Below are 14,033 nucleotides of genomic sequence, written 5' to 3'. Positions count from 1 at the left end.
GCGCGCATGGCCGAGGACCGCAGCTACGCCGGATTTATCAGATGGATGGCCGCTTCGTTGCTGGCCGGCGTGCTGCTGACCGTGCTGTTTGTCGTGGTGGTCGATCCTTATCGGCTGTTCCGCCTGGTTGATATCGTTGGCTTCAACGCCGTCAAGCCGCGCCCCGATCATTACCAGTCCGAGATCAAGCTGGCCGGGGCGCGGGCGCTGCGTCCGGCCCTTGTTTTGATGGGCAATTCGCGCGTCGATGTCGGCATCGATCCCGATAGCGAAAACTTGCGGGCGGCGAAGCGTTCGGCTTACAACCTGGCGATACCGGGAACCGGCATCGGCACGTCGCGCGAGCAATTCAACCAATTGCGTGCGGCCGGCGCGGCGCCGGCGACGATGCTGCTGGGAGTGGAGTTCTTCGATTTCCTACTGAAACCGGACGGCATCGACGCGCCGGACAAGCCGTTGCCGGCAGGTCTGGCCAGCCATCGGTGGAAGATCGACACGGTGTTTTCGCTCGACGCGCTGCTCGACGCGGCGAAGACATTGAGGATACAGAATGATCCCGATGCCGGCACCATGACCGCGCGCGGCTTCAATCCGCTGTTCGATTATTTGCGTTTCGCGCGCCAGGACGGGTACTACAGCATTTTCCTGCAGCGCGCGCAGGAGAACGCGCGGAACTTTTCGCTGGCGCCGCACGGCATCGCCAACGCGCGCAGCGACAGCTCGTCCGACTGGCGCGGCCTGCGCGGCTTGCTGGACGCGGCCGCGCGCGAGGGGACCGAGGTCCATCTGATCATCTATCCCTACCACGCGCAACTGATGGCGATGATGGAGCAGACCGGCCTGTGGCCCGTGTTCGAGCAATGGAAGCTGCGGCTGCTGCGCGAAGTCGACCGCCTCAACGCGGCCCATCCCGGCGCGCGCATCGTGCTGTGGGACTTCAGCGGCTACGGCGCGCTGCAATGCGAGCGTATTCCGGCCAGGGGCGATGTCGTGAACGGGACGCGATGGTACTGGGAGTCGGGACACTTCAAATCGGCGCTCGGCGAGCGGGTGCTGGAGGCGGTATTCGGGACGGCTGGTAGCGCGCACCGGTCCGAGGAATTCGGCTTTCGGCTGGACGCCGCCAACTGGCAAGAGAACCGCGAACGCATCGCGCGCGAACGCAGCGTTTGCCTTGCCGCCGAGCCGGCGATGTTCCGGGACGCCGCCGGCATGGTCGACGACGTCCAGGCGCGGCATCCGAAAAAATCCGCCGCGGACGGCTAGCGGCATCGCGGACCGCCGCGCAGGCTCACGTCCGCTTGTTGCCCTTCTTAAATAGCGAGTTGAGCCAGCCGCCGTTGCCCTGCGCGGCGCTGGTTTGTTTTTTTTCCAGTTTCTCGCGATGCGCATCCAGCAGTGGCTGCATTTTATGCATGTAGGCGCGCGTGTCCGTCGGGGTGGTCTCCCTCGGCACACCTCGACCTTCCCTGGGGGCGAAGCGCAGTGGGTTGGCGTTGCCGGATTCGTCCTTGTAGTAGTGCAGCAGCAGATGATCGTCCAGCTTGTCCATCGCGCGGATGTCGCCATTGTCGGCTCTTTCCCACAGCGCGACTCCCGCCAGATCGTTGCGGTCGCTCAGGGCGGCGAGGATTTGCTGTTTTTGATCCGGTCCGATTTTTTGCCAGAGCAGGTTGGTCGGCTGGCTGTCGGCCGCCCACCGAATGGAGTCGCTGCCCGCGTCGAACAGGCGCGCTGCCGATTCCCGCGACCGGCCCGACACGGGACTTTGGCCGCTTGCCGGGCTGTCGGTGTCGGGCGGAAGAATGGAGATTTCTGTCACGGGAGGCGGGGTTGTCGCCTGGTGTGCTTCCCGCGCGAGGAATCCCATCGTCAGGTCGGTGGGACGCTCGGCGTGCATCAAATCGACCAGGCGCGATCCCGCCCCGGTTTTTGTGGCCCCTGGCGCGTTGGGTGGCGATTGTAGCGACCGGCGCGGGGACTTGGGCACGGCGGGTTTGTGCGATGGCGATAAAGCCGGCGACAGGTTTTCCAACGCACCCGATAAACCGCGGGAGCGGCGTGCGTTGGAGGTCGATGCGCGCGATGTGCCGGGCGTTTCCCCAGCCCCGGACGGCGAGACGGCGTGTGGCTCGGTTCCACGGATACTCGTCAGCTTCATTGTTATCCCCTTGTCGACGACAGATTTACCTTGTGCATGGTAGGCCGCCGCAGCCGGGAGGAAATATCGCAAGCCGAAAAGTAGAGGCTTCAAGCGAAGGCAAGAGGCGGCCGGCCTTGTGGGGCTATCTGTAGCAGGCCACTGACGAGGCCAGCCCGTAGCTAAACCAGAAAAAAGGGTTTTGACGTTTTGGCGGCAAGGGGAATTGGATCGCCCAAACAAAAAAAGCAGCTGCGATTGCTCGTAGCTGCTTCATCTGATTACTGCGAATTCGGTGGTAGGCCGTGCGGGATTCGAACCTGCGACCAACGGATTAAAAGTCCGCTGCTCTACCAGCTGAGCTAACGACCCCCGAAAGAGGCCGTATTATATACAGCCCTCCGCGAACTGCAAAGGGTTTTCTGAAATCATTTTATTGTTTCCTTCATGCCCAGCGCGGCCGTGACCTTGAGCACCTCGTCGGCGGTGGTCGCGCCCTCCTGGATTTTCATCGCGCCGGCGATGCGCAGCGGCTTCATGCCGTCGGCCACGCTTTGGCGCCGCAGCGCGTGGATGTCGGTCTCCTCGCGCACCTGCTCGCTGAACGCCTGGGTGACCGTCAGCAGTTCGTAGAGGCCGGTGCGGCCCCGGTAGCCGGTCTGGCGGCATTCCGGGCAGCCGACCGGGCGGTAGACCGTCGCCGGCTTCGGCAGCGCCCAGTCGCCGACGATGCTGTGCCAGATTTCGTCGCCCAGTTCGCCGTCGGCGGCCTTGCAGTCGGCGCACAGGGTGCGCACCAGGCGCTGCGCCATGATGCCGATCAGGGTCGCCTCCAGCAGGTAGTAGGGCACGCCCAGTTCCAGCAGCCGCATCACGGCCGACGGCGCGTCGTTGGTGTGCAGGGTCGACAGCACCAGGTGGCCGGTCAGCGCCGCCTGGATCGCCATCTCGGCCGTGGCCAGGTCGCGGATCTCGCCGACCATGATGATGTCCGGGTCTTGCCGCATCAGCGCGCGCACGCCGTCGGCGAACGACAGGTCGATGCCCGGCTGCACCTGCATCTGGTTGAACGCCGCCTCGACCATCTCGATCGGGTCTTCCACCGTGCAGACGTTGACCTCCGACGTCGCCAGCGCTTTCAAGGTCGTGTACAAGGTGGTGGTCTTGCCCGAGCCGGTCGGCCCCGTCACCAGGATGATGCCGTGCGGCCGCTTGGTCAGCGCGTCCCAGCGCTCGGCGTCGTCGAGCGGGAAGCCCAGCTCCGGCAAGGTCTTGACCACCACGTCCGGATCGAAGATGCGCATGACCAGTTTTTCGCCGAAGGCCGTCGGCAGTGTCGACAGGCGCAGCTCGACCTCCTGGCCGCCGGCGGTGCGGGTCTTGATGCGGCCGTCCTGCGGGCGGCGCTTTTCGATCACGTCCATGCGCCCGAGCAGCTTGATGCGCGCGGTCATGGCGATCATCACCACCGCCGGCACCTGGTACACCTGGTGCAACACGCCGTCGATGCGGAAGCGGATCGCCGCCATCTCGCGCTTCGGTTCCAGGTGGATGTCCGAGGCGCGCTGTTCGAACGCGTACTGCCACAGCCAGTCGACGATGTTGATGACGTGCTGGTCGTTGGCGTCGACCTGCTTGTTGATCTTGCCCAGCTCGACCAGCTGTTCGAAGTTGTTGCGCAGCGAGAGGTCGTTGCCGTTGGATTTGTTGGCCTTCTTGATCGACTTGGCCAGGCTGAAGAATTGGGTGGTGTACTGGGCGATGTCGAGCGGGTTGGCGATCACGCGGCGGATCGCGCGGCGCGAGACCTTGGCGATCTCCGCTTCCCATTCGATCGAGCAGGGATCGGCGGTGGCCACCACCAAGGTGTCGTGCGTGAGCTCGACCGGCAGGATGTTGAAGCGGGCGGCGTAGCTGGCCGACATGACGTCGGCCACCTTGGTGAAGTCGATCTTGAGCGGGTCGATGCGGATGAACTGCAGGCCGGTGCGCTGGGCCAGCCATTCGCACAGCGCGTCGAGGGTGAGCATCTTGTGCGGCGGTTGCGCCGACAGCAGCTTGGCGTGGGCCACCGCACACAGCGGGTGCATCGGGCCGACCGTGTTTTTGAGGATGGCCTGGCTTTGCGCGTACAGTTCCTTGACCTCGGTCTTGCGGATCATGCCGTCGGCCAGCAGCCAGGTGTAGATCTGCTGCAGATCGAGCGGCGCTGGTTTTGAGGCGGGCTGGGCGGAAGGCATCGTTGCGGTCACTTTCTAAAGTTGGGCGGAACGGTGATGCGACTTCAACTTCTATTATGGGGCCGCTGGCGGCGCTTGGCGGATTACGCTGCGCTAATCCGCCCTACGTGTTTCCGGGGTAATCCCTATGCTGTGGCCAGGCTTTGCGCTAATCCTTTGACCCATGACTTCGCCGGGAGTTTGGTCTCGGCGACGATTTGCGCGGCGCGCCCGGCCAGCGCGTCCACATCGATCGCGCGCTTGCGCTTGAAGGCGATGGCGACGACGTTGCCATCATGGACTTCCGGCAGGCACACCACCTGCTCGAACGCGAACTTGATGGCCTTGATGTTGCGCGCGTAGCTCGGGTGGTCGCCGAACAGGTTGACCGTCATGACGCCGTCGTCTTTCAAACAGGCGTTGCAGGACTGGTAGAACTCGGCGCTGTCGAGCACCGGGCCGCGCGCGGTGGCGTCGTACAAATCGACCTGCAACACGTCGAGCGCGCCGGCGTTGGCTTCGTCGTTGACGTAGTCGAGCGCGTCCATCTCGACCACGCGCAGCCGGGCGTCGTTCGGCGGCAGCTTGAACATCGAGGCGCAGATGGCGATCACCGACGGGTTCAGTTCCACCGCCGTGACCGAGGCCGCCGGGAAGCTCGCGTGGCAAAACTTGGTCAGGGTGGCCGTACCCAGGCCCAGCTGGGCGATGGCCGCCGGTTCCTGCAGCCACAGCATCCACGCCATCATCTGTTGCGCGTACTCGAGCTCCGGCCAGTTGGGTTTGCGGATGCGCATGGCGCCCTGCACCCACTCCGTGCCGAAGTGCAGATAGCGCACGCCGTCCTGCTCCGACAAGGTCACCGGCGCGTATTTGGCCTTGCGCGCGGGACGGGAGGATTCTTCTTTTTCGATGGATTTACGTTTGATCAGCATGGGGTGGCGGGGAGGGGAGCGGGAGGTCAGTATGCATTATCCCGCGTTGGCTTACTTCAAGGCAAGCCAAAAACGGCAATGCCGGTCGATGGACCGGCATTGTGGAGATTAAGGCGGATGGTGGATTATTGCTGCATCGGCTCGACCACCACGCGCAGGCGCACGCGCTCGCCCGGGTCGTACGACATCACGCTGGTGTAGTTGCGGCCGCGATAGTCGTAGGTGACCTCGTAGCCGGAGGTGCGCGATTCCCAATGGTCGACGGTGCGGCACTGCTTGACTTGCTGTTCCTGCACGCCGCCGCTGTTGGGCAGGTTCTGGTTGTCGACGCGGTCGCCCACGACGGCGCCGGCGATGGCGCCGGCGGCGGTGGCCACCGAGCGGCCGCTGCCGCCGCCAACCTGGTTACCGGCCAGACCGCCGATCAGGCCGCCGAGAATGGCGCCGCCCACGCCGCGCTGCGGCGCCGGCTGCTGGACCTGGACGTATTCGGTGCGGCATTCCTGGCGCGGGCGGTTGATTTGTTCCACTTGCGGGGTGACGCGCACCACCTTGCCGAAATCTTCAAAGTCGGCAGCCTGGGCGAAAGGCAGGGCGCTCACGCAGAGTACGGATGCGATCAATTTGGCTTGCAAGTTCATTTGGTACCTCGTTGTCTGTCAGGGGTGTCTTATCAGGGATTCTGATATTGCATGCTTCCTATGGTATTCCCGTTGGCGGACGGGGACCAGTGGCTAATCAGTATCTGTGGCAACAAATTGTAACAACGGCCAAGGCGACGCCGCGGCCGGCGGAACGCTATCGCGCGTCGAAACTGTGCGGATTTAGGGCCAAAACAGCCCAAAATTGTTCTGTTTTTGACAAATATTGCGTGGGCAATCACATTCGTGTTGATCTGGAAGGAACAACACGTTACCCTAATATGCGTATGGGATTCGAGAAAGATGTTGAATCAGCCACGGCAAGCTTAGACCAGCGAGCCGTGTTAAGTGGACAGGTGCTCAAATTATTTACTCATTAATCAACAAGTTAGGCACTCACGACAGCAAAGTGGACACACCGTACATACCAGGTCAAATGGAGGAAAACGAGACGCTGCTGATGACCGTGCCGCCCAACCTCGTGCAGTCGATCCGCGCCTTCCGCGTCGTCGAGTTGCAGGAGGAGGCCGCCCGCCTGGGCCACCACTTCCTGTACGCGCACTGCAACGCCGGCGCGACCAAGCAGCAGGTGCTAGGCATCATCGCGGAATCGTTTCTGTTTCCCAAAGGTATAGGCAAGAATTTCGACGGGCTGCGCGAGACGCTGACCGACACCATGGCCAAGGCCGGCACGCAGGAAGGTTTCCTGGTGGTGCTGGAGCAATTGCCCAATACCCAGAAATTTGACAAGGAAGCGCGGGAAACCCTATTGGACGTCTTCCGCGACGCTGCCGATTATTGGGCCGAAAAGAAAGTTCCGTTCCGGGTGTTTTACTCCTTCGAGTAAGCCGGGATCACCCTCCGTATCCCGCTTCGAACCAGGGGCGGATGTCTGCTGCGCCGCAGCAATTCTCGGCATTTTCTGGTCCGGTCCGTGTGGACAAGGTACAATGTCGGCCTATGAAAAACATCGTCATCCTTATTTCGGGTCGCGGCAGCAACATGGAAGCGATAGTCCGCGCGGCGCAAGCCGAGCGCTGGCCCGCCCGTATTGCCGCCGTCATCAGCAACCGCGCCGACGCCTCCGGGCTGGCGTTCGCCGCTGAACACGGAATCGAGACGGCTGTTGTTGCCAACAAAGACTATGCCAGCCGCGCCGAGTTCGACGCCGCTTTGCAGACCGCGATCGACGGCTTCGCGCCCGATCTGGTGGTGCTGGCCGGTTTCATGCGGATTTTGACGGAGCCTTTTGTCGCGCATTACGCCGGCCGCATGCTCAACATCCATCCATCGCTGCTGCCGCTGTTCCCCGGCCTGGCGACGCATGCGCAGGCGCTGGCCGCCGGCGTGGCCGAGCATGGCGCGACGGTGCATTTCGTGACGGCCGAACTCGACCACGGACCGATGGTGGCGCAGGCCGCCGTGCCGGTGCTGCCCGGCGACACGGTGGAAACCCTGTCGGCGCGCGTGCTGGAACAAGAGCATGTGATTTATCCGCGCGCGGTGCGCTGGTTTGTCGAAGGCGGGTTGACGATAGCGCAGGGCCAAGTTCAGGGCCAGGTCCATGTGGACGAGCATGTGACCACCACAAAATAATTTAACCAAGGAATTCCATGAGATTGCCACCAGCGATACTCGCCAACGCCGAAGAAGTGTTGCGCGAGATTTTGCGCTTTGCCGCGCCCGCCGACACGACGTTGTCGCGCTACTTTAAAGATCATCCGCGCCTGGGCGGCCGCGAACGCGGCGGCATCGCCGAGTGCATCTACAACGTGCTGCGCAACAAATCGTTTTATACCGATTTTTCCGAAGCCGGCGGTGGCGCCACGATGCGCCGTCTGACCCTGCTGGGCATGGCCGACGCCGTCGGCCTCGATTCGATGGGCGGGCTGACCGAGGACGAGATCGCATGGGTCGAGCGTATCCTGCTAATCGACCGCAAGGTGATGCACAAATCGAGCCGCTCGAACATGCCGAAGTGGCTGTTCGACAAGCTGGTCGAGCAGATGGGCGAAGAGGAAACCCTGGCGCTGGCCGACGGCATGAACCAGCCGGCGCCGCTGGACCTGCGCGTCAACGCCATGAAGGGCACGCGCGAGGAAGTCGCCGCCGGCCTGGCCGAAGCGCCGATCCGCAGCACGCCGACGCCGTATTCCCCGCTGGGCCTGCGCGTGCTGCAAAAGCCGGCGCTGCAAAACCTGCCGCTGTTTAAGAGCGGCCATATCGAAGTGCAGGACGAGGGCAGCCAGATCCTGTCGGCCATCGTCGGCGCCAAGCGCGGCGAGATGGTGGTGGACTTCTGCGCCGGCGCCGGCGGCAAGACCCTGGCGCTGGGCGCGACGATGCGCAACACCGGCCGCCTGTACGCGTTCGACGTGTCGGAAAAACGTTTGGCCAAGCTGAAGCCGCGCCTGGCGCGCAGCGGCCTGTCGAACGTGCATCCGGTGCAGATCGCGCACGAGCGCGACGCCAAGATCAAGCGTCTGGCCGGCAAGATCGACCGCGTGCTGGTCGACGCGCCGTGTTCTGGCCTGGGTACTTTGCGCCGCAATCCGGACGTCAAATGGCGCCAGCAGCCGAGCGCGATCGGCGAACTGCAGGTCAAGCAGGCGGCGATTCTGGACGGCGCGGCGCGCCTGCTCAAGGGCGGCGGCCGCCTGGTGTACGCCACCTGCAGCTTCCTGGAAGACGAGAACGACTTCATCGCCAAGCAATTCCTGGACACCCACGCCGACTTCGAGTTGGTGCCGATGAGCAAAGTGCTGGCCGAGCAAAAGATCGACCTGGAAATGGGCGACTACCTTAAGCTGCTGCCGCACAAGCACCAGACCGACGGCTTCTTCGCCGCCGTGTTCGAACGCAAGCCGATGCCGAAGAAAGTGGCGCCGGTGAAGGAAGACGGGGAAGCGGCCGACGAGGAGTAATCCTGGTCCGGCACGCAATATCTGAAAGACCGGGAGATCGACTCTCCCGGTCTTTTTAACATCTGAACAGCCTGGCCTGCGGGCCGGCGGTTTACGCTAATCTACGGCCTCCAGCCACACTCAGCACTATATATGCCCAAACAACAGCCGCTTATCAATCTGATCGAAGACCTTTCCGGCGACCTGCGCGACCCCGGCCTGCTATGGCAGATCGTCGCGATTGTGATCTCCGTCGCGTTTGGATGGGCCCTGGCCCGGCTGCTGAGCAAGTATTTTGGACGACGCGACGGACAGGGCGACATGATGCGGTTCGGCGTCGAGAGCATCGGCAGGGTGGTGCCGCCGATGCTCATCGTCGGCCTGCTGACCTTGTCGCGCCTGGCGTTGCTCAAGTTCTACCAACACCCCAACAATCTGATCAAGGTCGCCATCCCGATTTTCGGCTCGCTGGCGGTGATCCGCTTCACCGTCTACCTGTTGCGCCGCGTGTTCGCGCGCCGTGGCGAGATCGGCGCGGGCATGCTGGCGTTTGAAAAAATCTTCCAGTTGCTGGTGTGGCTGGCGTTCGTGCTCTATATCACCGGCCTGTGGGACGACGTGTTCCAGTACATGGACAACACCATCCTGCCGATGGGCAAATACAAGGTGTCGATCGCCGACGTACTGCAGGCGGTCGTGTCGGTGGTGGTGATGCTGATGCTGGCGCTGTGGGCCGGCACCGCGCTGGAAGAATGGCTGATGCGCCTGCAGGGCATGCACACCAGCTTGCGGGTGGTGGCGTCGCGCACGGCGCGCGCCGTGTTGATCCTGGCGGCTGTGCTGATGAGTTTGTCCCTGGTGGGGATCGACCTGACCGTGTTGTCGGTGTTCGGCGGCGCGCTCGGGGTCGGCCTGGGCCTGGGCTTGCAAAAAATCGCCAGCAACTACGTGTCCGGCTTCATCATCCTGCTCGACCGCAGCCTGACCATCGGCGACATGATCACGGTCGACCGTTACAGCGGCAAGGTTACCCAGATCAACACCCGCTACACCGTGCTGCAGGCGCTGGACGGCATGGAGTCGATCATCCCGAACGAGATGCTGGTGTCCGGCGCGGTGCAGAACTCGTCGCTCTCCAGCAGCATGGTCAATATTTCCACCAAGGTATCGGTGGCCTACGACACCGATGTCGACATGGTGCTCAAGCTGCTCGAGGACGCCGCGCTGAGCGTCGAGCGCGTCAACAAGGAGCGCCTGCCCTCGGCCACCTTGCTCAATTTCGGCGCAGATGGTCTCGAATTGCAAGTCGGTTTCTGGATCGACGACCCGGAAAACGGTCGTGGCGGCGTCACATCCGACGTCAACCGTGCGATCTGGCGCGCGTTAAAGGAACACGGCATATCGGTACCGTTCCCGCAGAGGGAAATGCGCATTATAGGCGCGCTGCCACCGGCGCTGGCCGGCGAAGAAAGCACGACCGTGCCAAAGGAAAACCCTGTGACCGCTGGAAATCCTTCCTCAAATCACCCTTGATTCAGCGTACAATTGCAGGTTGTTAGCACGACTAATGGACTTCCTGCGCCTGTCGAAAACGCAATATTTGCGGAGCCACCGCGATGCGCGACACGCCCACTTTGGAGTATTAATGAGCTTTAGTTTACATGCGGTCTTGGATTTTCTGTCTAACGGGGTCACCCGGTTTAGCGCCTGGGAAGTGTTTTTCTACACCCTGGCCGTTACGCACATCACCATTGCCAGCGTTACCATCTATCTGCACCGCCACCAGGCCCACCGCGCGCTCGAGCTGCACGCGATCCCAAGCCACTTCTTCCGTTTCTGGCTGTGGCTGACGACCGGCCAGGTCACCAAGGAATGGGCGGCGATCCACCGCAAGCACCACGCCAAATGCGACACCGAGGAAGATCCGCACAGCCCGGTTACCCGGGGCATCAAAAAAGTGTTCTGGGAAGGCGCCGAACTGTATCGCGCCGAATCGAAGAACATGGAAACCATGGAAAAGTACGGCCATGGCACGCCGACCGACTGGATGGAGCGCAATGTGTACACCCGCTACAGCTGGCTGGGCGTGGTCGCGCTGCTGTTCATCAACTTCGCGCTGTTCGGCGTCATCGGTATTTCCGTATGGGCCGTGCAGATGATGTGGATTCCGGTGACCGCCGCCGGCATCATCAACGGCATCGGCCACTACTGGGGCTACCGCAACTACGATTGTTCCGACGCGGCCACCAACATCATCCCGTTCGGCATCCTGATCGGCGGCGAGGAATTGCACAACAACCACCACACGTTCGCGACGTCGGCCAAGCTGTCGTCGAAATGGTACGAGTTCGACATCGGCTGGGGTTACATCCGCGCGCTGGAGATCATGGGCCTGGCCAAGGTCAAGAAACGCGCGCCGGAGCCGAAGTTCGCCAAAGGCAAAGTGGAAGCTGACTTCGACACCCTGCAATCGGTCATCGCCAACCGTTACGACGTGATGGCCAAGTACGCGAAATCGATCAAAGCCGCCTGGCACGAAGAGGTCGAGCACCTGAAAACCAAGGCCGAGCTGGAATCGCGGTTCCTGAAGTCGTCGCGTAAGCTGTTGCAGCGCGAGCCGGGCAAGCTGGAAGCGCCGCAGCAACAGCAACTGGTGGAACTGTTCCAGCACAGCAAGGCGCTGGAAACCATGCACAACATGCGCGTGGAACTGGGCGTGATCTGGGAGCGTTCGCACTTCACGCGCGACCAGCTGCTGCACAAGCTGCAAGACTGGTGCAACCGCGCCGAAGCGTCGGGCATCAAATCGCTGCAGGAATTCTCGTTCCGCCTGCGCAGCTACGCCTAAACAATCTTCCGCACCAACATCAAAGGCCCCGTTCGGGGCCTTTTTACATCCGGGGGCAGGTCCACCATTGCTACACGAGCTCAACGTTGGCCGCACGTTTGAACCGCAAAAACTGCTCAGACGTATGGATACGGATGAGTGCGTGTAGCAATGGTGGACCAGACCCCGGAGTTGTCGTAGGGGCGTAAAAAAACCGCCGGGCTTGCGCTGGGCGGTTTTTTCGGAAGCGAAGATCGATTACTTGATCTTGGTTTCTTTGAACATGACGTGCTTGCGTGCTTTAGGATCGAACTTCATGATCTCCATTTTAGCAGGCGTGGTGCGCTTGTTCTTGGTGGTGGTGTAGAAGAAACCCGTGCCTGCGGTCGATTCCAGTTTGATTTTGTCGCGGCCAGTTTTTGCCATGGTAGCTCCTAATTAGACTTTTTCGCCACGGGCGCGCATGTCGGTCAGGACGGCATCGATGCCGACCTTGTCGATGACGCGCAGACCAGCGTTGGACAGACGCAGGGAAACCCAGCGGTTTTCAGATTCAACAAAAATACGACGGTTCTGCAGGTTAGGCAGGAAACGACGTTTGGTTTTGTTGTTTGCGTGGGAAACATTGTTGCCGACCATCGGCTTCTTCCCAGTAACTTGGCAAACACGTGCCATAACGCACTCCTTAAAAGACATTCCACAATTGGAAAAACGAGAGTATATCCAAAAAACTTAGCTTTTTCAATGACTTGTGAAAAACAATTGTGTCTTAAGTATCTCGATAAATTTAACAATTGTGACTTCGGGGTGCTTCTCCTATGGAAATGCTGGGCCGGGGAGGGCTCCGACGATAGAATGATGGTGTTTTCGCCATGGTTAAAGGTCGCCCTGCCGGCGTCTAAAGTGCCTTGGCCCCTTAGGGACTAACTGTCATCGGGCTGCCCTATCACGCTCATCTACGAAACGCTTTCAGTCAGCTTTTTCAAACGATGCGGCAGGACCAGAGCATGATGGTTTCGAGATCGATCTCTAAAGCTGGCCATGCTCGGCAAAAGAGTGGACCTGGTGGCCGGCCACCACGAAATGGTCGAGGATGCGGATATCTACCAATGCGAGCGCCTGCACCAGCGCACGCGTCAGCAGCAGGTCCGACTCGCTTGGGTCCGGCGTGCCTGAGGGATGGTTGTGTGCGAGCATGACGCTGGCGGCGTTGCGCGCCAGCGCCTCTTTGACCACCTCGCGCGGGTAGACGCTGGTGTGGGTTAGTGTGCCGCGAAACAGTTCTTTGCTGTCGATCAGACGGTTTTTAACATCCAGAAACAGCACGTGAAATGATTCGAAGGGTTTTCCCCTAAATAGAAGCAGCAGATATTCCTTCACCGCGCGCGGCGAACCCAGCATGGCTCCGGATCGTACTTCCTCCAGCATGGCGCGCCGCGCCAGTTCCATCACCGCTTGCAGTTGGGCGAACTTTGCCGGCCCGAGGCCGTGGATCGAAGAGAACTCTTTCAGGCTGGCGCTGAAGAGTCGTTGCAGTGATCCAAAATGGTGCACCATGTGCTGGCCGAGTTGCACCGCGTCCTGTCCCGGCACACCGATGCGCAGGAATACCGCCAGTAATTCGGCATCCGACAGCGCGCTTGCGCCTTCGCGAATCAGCCGCTCGCGCGGCCTGCGTTCGGCCGGCCAGTCATTGATCGTCATGGATATCCTCCGAGCAGAAGTACCCATTGTGGTCAAAACGCAAATTGAAATACTGATGGGAGTCTGATGAAGGACGATTTAAGCGCCGGTCACTTGATTCTTTCCCATTGCTTGTAGGCGTCCGAATCGTTGCGCTTGCCAATTACCAGCACTTCGATCGTGTCGTCGGTGACTGCGTACACAATGCGGTATTCCCCGGCATCGACCCTTCGCTCGCGATTTTTGCCCCCTTTGAGGAGCGAGCTATCATGGGGCTCGGGATTGCGCAAAAGTCCGAGCACCGCATGGCCAATCTGCTTGTAGAGTTTGGGGTCAAGCCCGGACCAAAACTTCTCGGCGCTATGAGTTAGAGCCAGCTTCCTCATTTTTGCTGTCCCCTAAAGCACCAAGAATAGCTTTTACCCGTTCGGACCCGACGAAGCCTCCTTCTCGAGCCAAGTCAGCTTTCGCCAACCAAAGCTGATCTTCCAGTTCTTGAATGCGGGACACCATGGCGTCGAAATCGCGCCGTGAGAGGATATAAGCGGCAACCCGACCTTGCTTGGTGATGCCAACCGGCTTGTGTGACGCCTCATTCAGCACTTCCCCGAACTGGGTCTCCGCATCCTTGGCGTTGTATATCTTGAGGGTCGCTGCGGTGGTCATGTCCGTTCCTAAAAAATCA

General features: G+C 61.2%; 16 protein-coding genes and 1 tRNA gene. 7 read left to right on the top strand and 10 right to left on the bottom strand.

Annotated features, from left to right (window positions below; genetic code table 11):
- Positions 1 to 6: 6 nt before the first annotated feature.
- Positions 7 to 1,266, top strand: coding sequence for a hypothetical protein (locus AC07P1_RS04615; protein ID WP_494694696.1), 1,260 nt, complete (start codon positions 7 to 9; stop codon positions 1,264 to 1,266).
- Positions 1,267 to 1,291: 25 nt separating this feature from the next.
- Here the strand turns inward: AC07P1_RS04615 and AC07P1_RS04610 are convergent, their stop codons facing one another.
- From AC07P1_RS04610 to AC07P1_RS04590, 5 genes are all read right to left on the bottom strand, one after another.
- Positions 1,292 to 2,161: a hypothetical protein gene (locus AC07P1_RS04610; RefSeq protein WP_494694695.1), complete on the bottom strand. Its 870-nt coding sequence runs from the start codon at positions 2,159 to 2,161 to the stop codon at positions 1,292 to 1,294.
- A 275-nt stretch (positions 2,162 to 2,436) separates the two neighbouring features.
- Positions 2,437 to 2,512, bottom strand: a tRNA-Lys gene (locus AC07P1_RS04605).
- A gap of 56 nt (positions 2,513 to 2,568) precedes the next feature.
- The gene (gene tfpB / locus AC07P1_RS04600) at positions 2,569 to 4,380 is read right to left on the bottom strand and encodes a type IV pilus assembly ATPase TfpB (protein WP_494694694.1); all 1,812 of its coding nucleotides are present in this window, start codon (positions 4,378 to 4,380) and stop codon (positions 2,569 to 2,571) included.
- A gap of 125 nt (positions 4,381 to 4,505) precedes the next feature.
- Positions 4,506 to 5,294 carry a spermine/spermidine synthase domain-containing protein gene (locus AC07P1_RS04595; protein WP_494694693.1) on the bottom strand — a complete coding sequence of 263 codons (789 nt, stop codon included), beginning with the start codon at positions 5,292 to 5,294 and terminating at the stop codon, positions 4,506 to 4,508.
- Positions 5,295 to 5,419: 125 nt separating this feature from the next.
- Positions 5,420 to 5,935 carry a glycine zipper 2TM domain-containing protein gene (locus AC07P1_RS04590; RefSeq protein WP_315218809.1) on the bottom strand — a complete coding sequence of 172 codons (516 nt, stop codon included), beginning with the start codon at positions 5,933 to 5,935 and terminating at the stop codon, positions 5,420 to 5,422.
- An 89-nt stretch (positions 5,936 to 6,024) separates the two neighbouring features.
- Here AC07P1_RS04590 and AC07P1_RS04585 point away from each other — a divergent pair, with 89 nt between their 5' ends.
- The 6 genes from AC07P1_RS04585 to AC07P1_RS04560 all read left to right on the top strand — a co-directional run bounded on the left by AC07P1_RS04585 (position 6,025) and on the right by AC07P1_RS04560 (position 11,686).
- The gene (locus tag AC07P1_RS04585) at positions 6,025 to 6,315 is read left to right on the top strand and encodes a hypothetical protein (RefSeq protein WP_494694692.1); all 291 of its coding nucleotides are present in this window, start codon (positions 6,025 to 6,027) and stop codon (positions 6,313 to 6,315) included.
- A gap of 80 nt (positions 6,316 to 6,395) precedes the next feature.
- Positions 6,396 to 6,782, top strand: coding sequence for a barstar family protein (locus tag AC07P1_RS04580; RefSeq protein ID WP_315218838.1), 387 nt, complete (start codon positions 6,396 to 6,398; stop codon positions 6,780 to 6,782).
- Positions 6,783 to 6,895: 113 nt separating this feature from the next.
- Positions 6,896 to 7,531 carry a phosphoribosylglycinamide formyltransferase gene (gene purN / locus AC07P1_RS04575; RefSeq protein WP_494694691.1) on the top strand — a complete coding sequence of 212 codons (636 nt, stop codon included), beginning with the start codon at positions 6,896 to 6,898 and terminating at the stop codon, positions 7,529 to 7,531.
- 17 nt (positions 7,532 to 7,548) lie between these two features.
- Positions 7,549 to 8,859: an RsmB/NOP family class I SAM-dependent RNA methyltransferase gene (locus tag AC07P1_RS04570; RefSeq protein WP_494694690.1), complete on the top strand. Its 1,311-nt coding sequence runs from the start codon at positions 7,549 to 7,551 to the stop codon at positions 8,857 to 8,859.
- A gap of 132 nt (positions 8,860 to 8,991) precedes the next feature.
- Positions 8,992 to 10,371, top strand: a complete 1,380-nt coding sequence (locus AC07P1_RS04565; protein WP_494694689.1) for a mechanosensitive ion channel family protein — start codon at positions 8,992 to 8,994, stop codon at positions 10,369 to 10,371.
- Between the two features lie 112 nt (positions 10,372 to 10,483).
- Entirely contained in the window at positions 10,484 to 11,686 is a 1,203-nt protein-coding gene (locus AC07P1_RS04560; protein ID WP_494694688.1) for a DesA family fatty acid desaturase, read from the top strand.
- Between the two features lie 237 nt (positions 11,687 to 11,923).
- On the opposite strand, the gene rpmG is transcribed toward AC07P1_RS04560, so the two are convergent.
- The 5 genes from rpmG to AC07P1_RS04535 all read right to left on the bottom strand — a co-directional run bounded on the left by rpmG (position 11,924) and on the right by AC07P1_RS04535 (position 14,014).
- The gene (rpmG, locus tag AC07P1_RS04555; protein ID WP_008451489.1) at positions 11,924 to 12,091 is read right to left on the bottom strand and encodes a 50S ribosomal protein L33; all 168 of its coding nucleotides are present in this window, start codon (positions 12,089 to 12,091) and stop codon (positions 11,924 to 11,926) included.
- Between the two features lie 12 nt (positions 12,092 to 12,103).
- Positions 12,104 to 12,340 carry a 50S ribosomal protein L28 gene (rpmB, locus tag AC07P1_RS04550; protein WP_026637479.1) on the bottom strand — a complete coding sequence of 79 codons (237 nt, stop codon included), beginning with the start codon at positions 12,338 to 12,340 and terminating at the stop codon, positions 12,104 to 12,106.
- A gap of 354 nt (positions 12,341 to 12,694) precedes the next feature.
- Positions 12,695 to 13,369 (bottom strand): RadC family protein, encoded by a 675-nt coding sequence (gene radC / locus AC07P1_RS04545; protein ID WP_494694687.1) that lies wholly within the window; start codon positions 13,367 to 13,369, stop codon positions 12,695 to 12,697.
- Between the two features lie 89 nt (positions 13,370 to 13,458).
- The gene (locus AC07P1_RS04540; protein ID WP_494694686.1) at positions 13,459 to 13,734 is read right to left on the bottom strand and encodes a type II toxin-antitoxin system RelE family toxin; all 276 of its coding nucleotides are present in this window, start codon (positions 13,732 to 13,734) and stop codon (positions 13,459 to 13,461) included.
- Positions 13,709 to 14,014: a type II toxin-antitoxin system Phd/YefM family antitoxin gene (locus AC07P1_RS04535; protein ID WP_494694685.1), complete on the bottom strand. Its 306-nt coding sequence runs from the start codon at positions 14,012 to 14,014 to the stop codon at positions 13,709 to 13,711. The genes AC07P1_RS04540 and AC07P1_RS04535 overlap by 26 nt, the downstream gene beginning before the upstream one ends.
- Positions 14,015 to 14,033 lie beyond the last annotated feature (19 nt).

The organism is Duganella sp. GW821-FHT07F09 (genome assembly GCF_059418705.1).
Note: the sequence above shows the minus strand (reverse complement) of the source record. Positions and strands in the feature narration are given on the sequence as shown.

Coding starts and splice junctions, on each gene's coding strand:
- AC07P1_RS04615 (WP_494694696.1), top strand. CDS start 7: ATGGCCGAGGACCGCAGCTACGCCGGATTTATCAGATGGATGGCCGCT.
- AC07P1_RS04610 (WP_494694695.1), bottom strand. CDS start 2,161: ATGAAGCTGACGAGTATCCGTGGAACCGAGCCACACGCCGTCTCGCCG.
- tfpB (WP_494694694.1), bottom strand. CDS start 4,380: ATGCCTTCCGCCCAGCCCGCCTCAAAACCAGCGCCGCTCGATCTGCAG.
- AC07P1_RS04595 (WP_494694693.1), bottom strand. CDS start 5,294: ATGCTGATCAAACGTAAATCCATCGAAAAAGAAGAATCCTCCCGTCCC.
- AC07P1_RS04590 (WP_315218809.1), bottom strand. CDS start 5,935: ATGAACTTGCAAGCCAAATTGATCGCATCCGTACTCTGCGTGAGCGCC.
- AC07P1_RS04580 (WP_315218838.1), top strand. CDS start 6,396: ATGACCGTGCCGCCCAACCTCGTGCAGTCGATCCGCGCCTTCCGCGTC.
- purN (WP_494694691.1), top strand. CDS start 6,896: ATGAAAAACATCGTCATCCTTATTTCGGGTCGCGGCAGCAACATGGAA.
- AC07P1_RS04570 (WP_494694690.1), top strand. CDS start 7,549: ATGAGATTGCCACCAGCGATACTCGCCAACGCCGAAGAAGTGTTGCGC.
- AC07P1_RS04565 (WP_494694689.1), top strand. CDS start 8,992: ATGCCCAAACAACAGCCGCTTATCAATCTGATCGAAGACCTTTCCGGC.
- AC07P1_RS04560 (WP_494694688.1), top strand. CDS start 10,484: ATGAGCTTTAGTTTACATGCGGTCTTGGATTTTCTGTCTAACGGGGTC.
- rpmG (WP_008451489.1), bottom strand. CDS start 12,091: ATGGCAAAAACTGGCCGCGACAAAATCAAACTGGAATCGACCGCAGGC.
- rpmB (WP_026637479.1), bottom strand. CDS start 12,340: ATGGCACGTGTTTGCCAAGTTACTGGGAAGAAGCCGATGGTCGGCAAC.
- radC (WP_494694687.1), bottom strand. CDS start 13,369: ATGACGATCAATGACTGGCCGGCCGAACGCAGGCCGCGCGAGCGGCTG.
- AC07P1_RS04540 (WP_494694686.1), bottom strand. CDS start 13,734: ATGAGGAAGCTGGCTCTAACTCATAGCGCCGAGAAGTTTTGGTCCGGG.
- AC07P1_RS04535 (WP_494694685.1), bottom strand. CDS start 14,014: ATGACCACCGCAGCGACCCTCAAGATATACAACGCCAAGGATGCGGAG.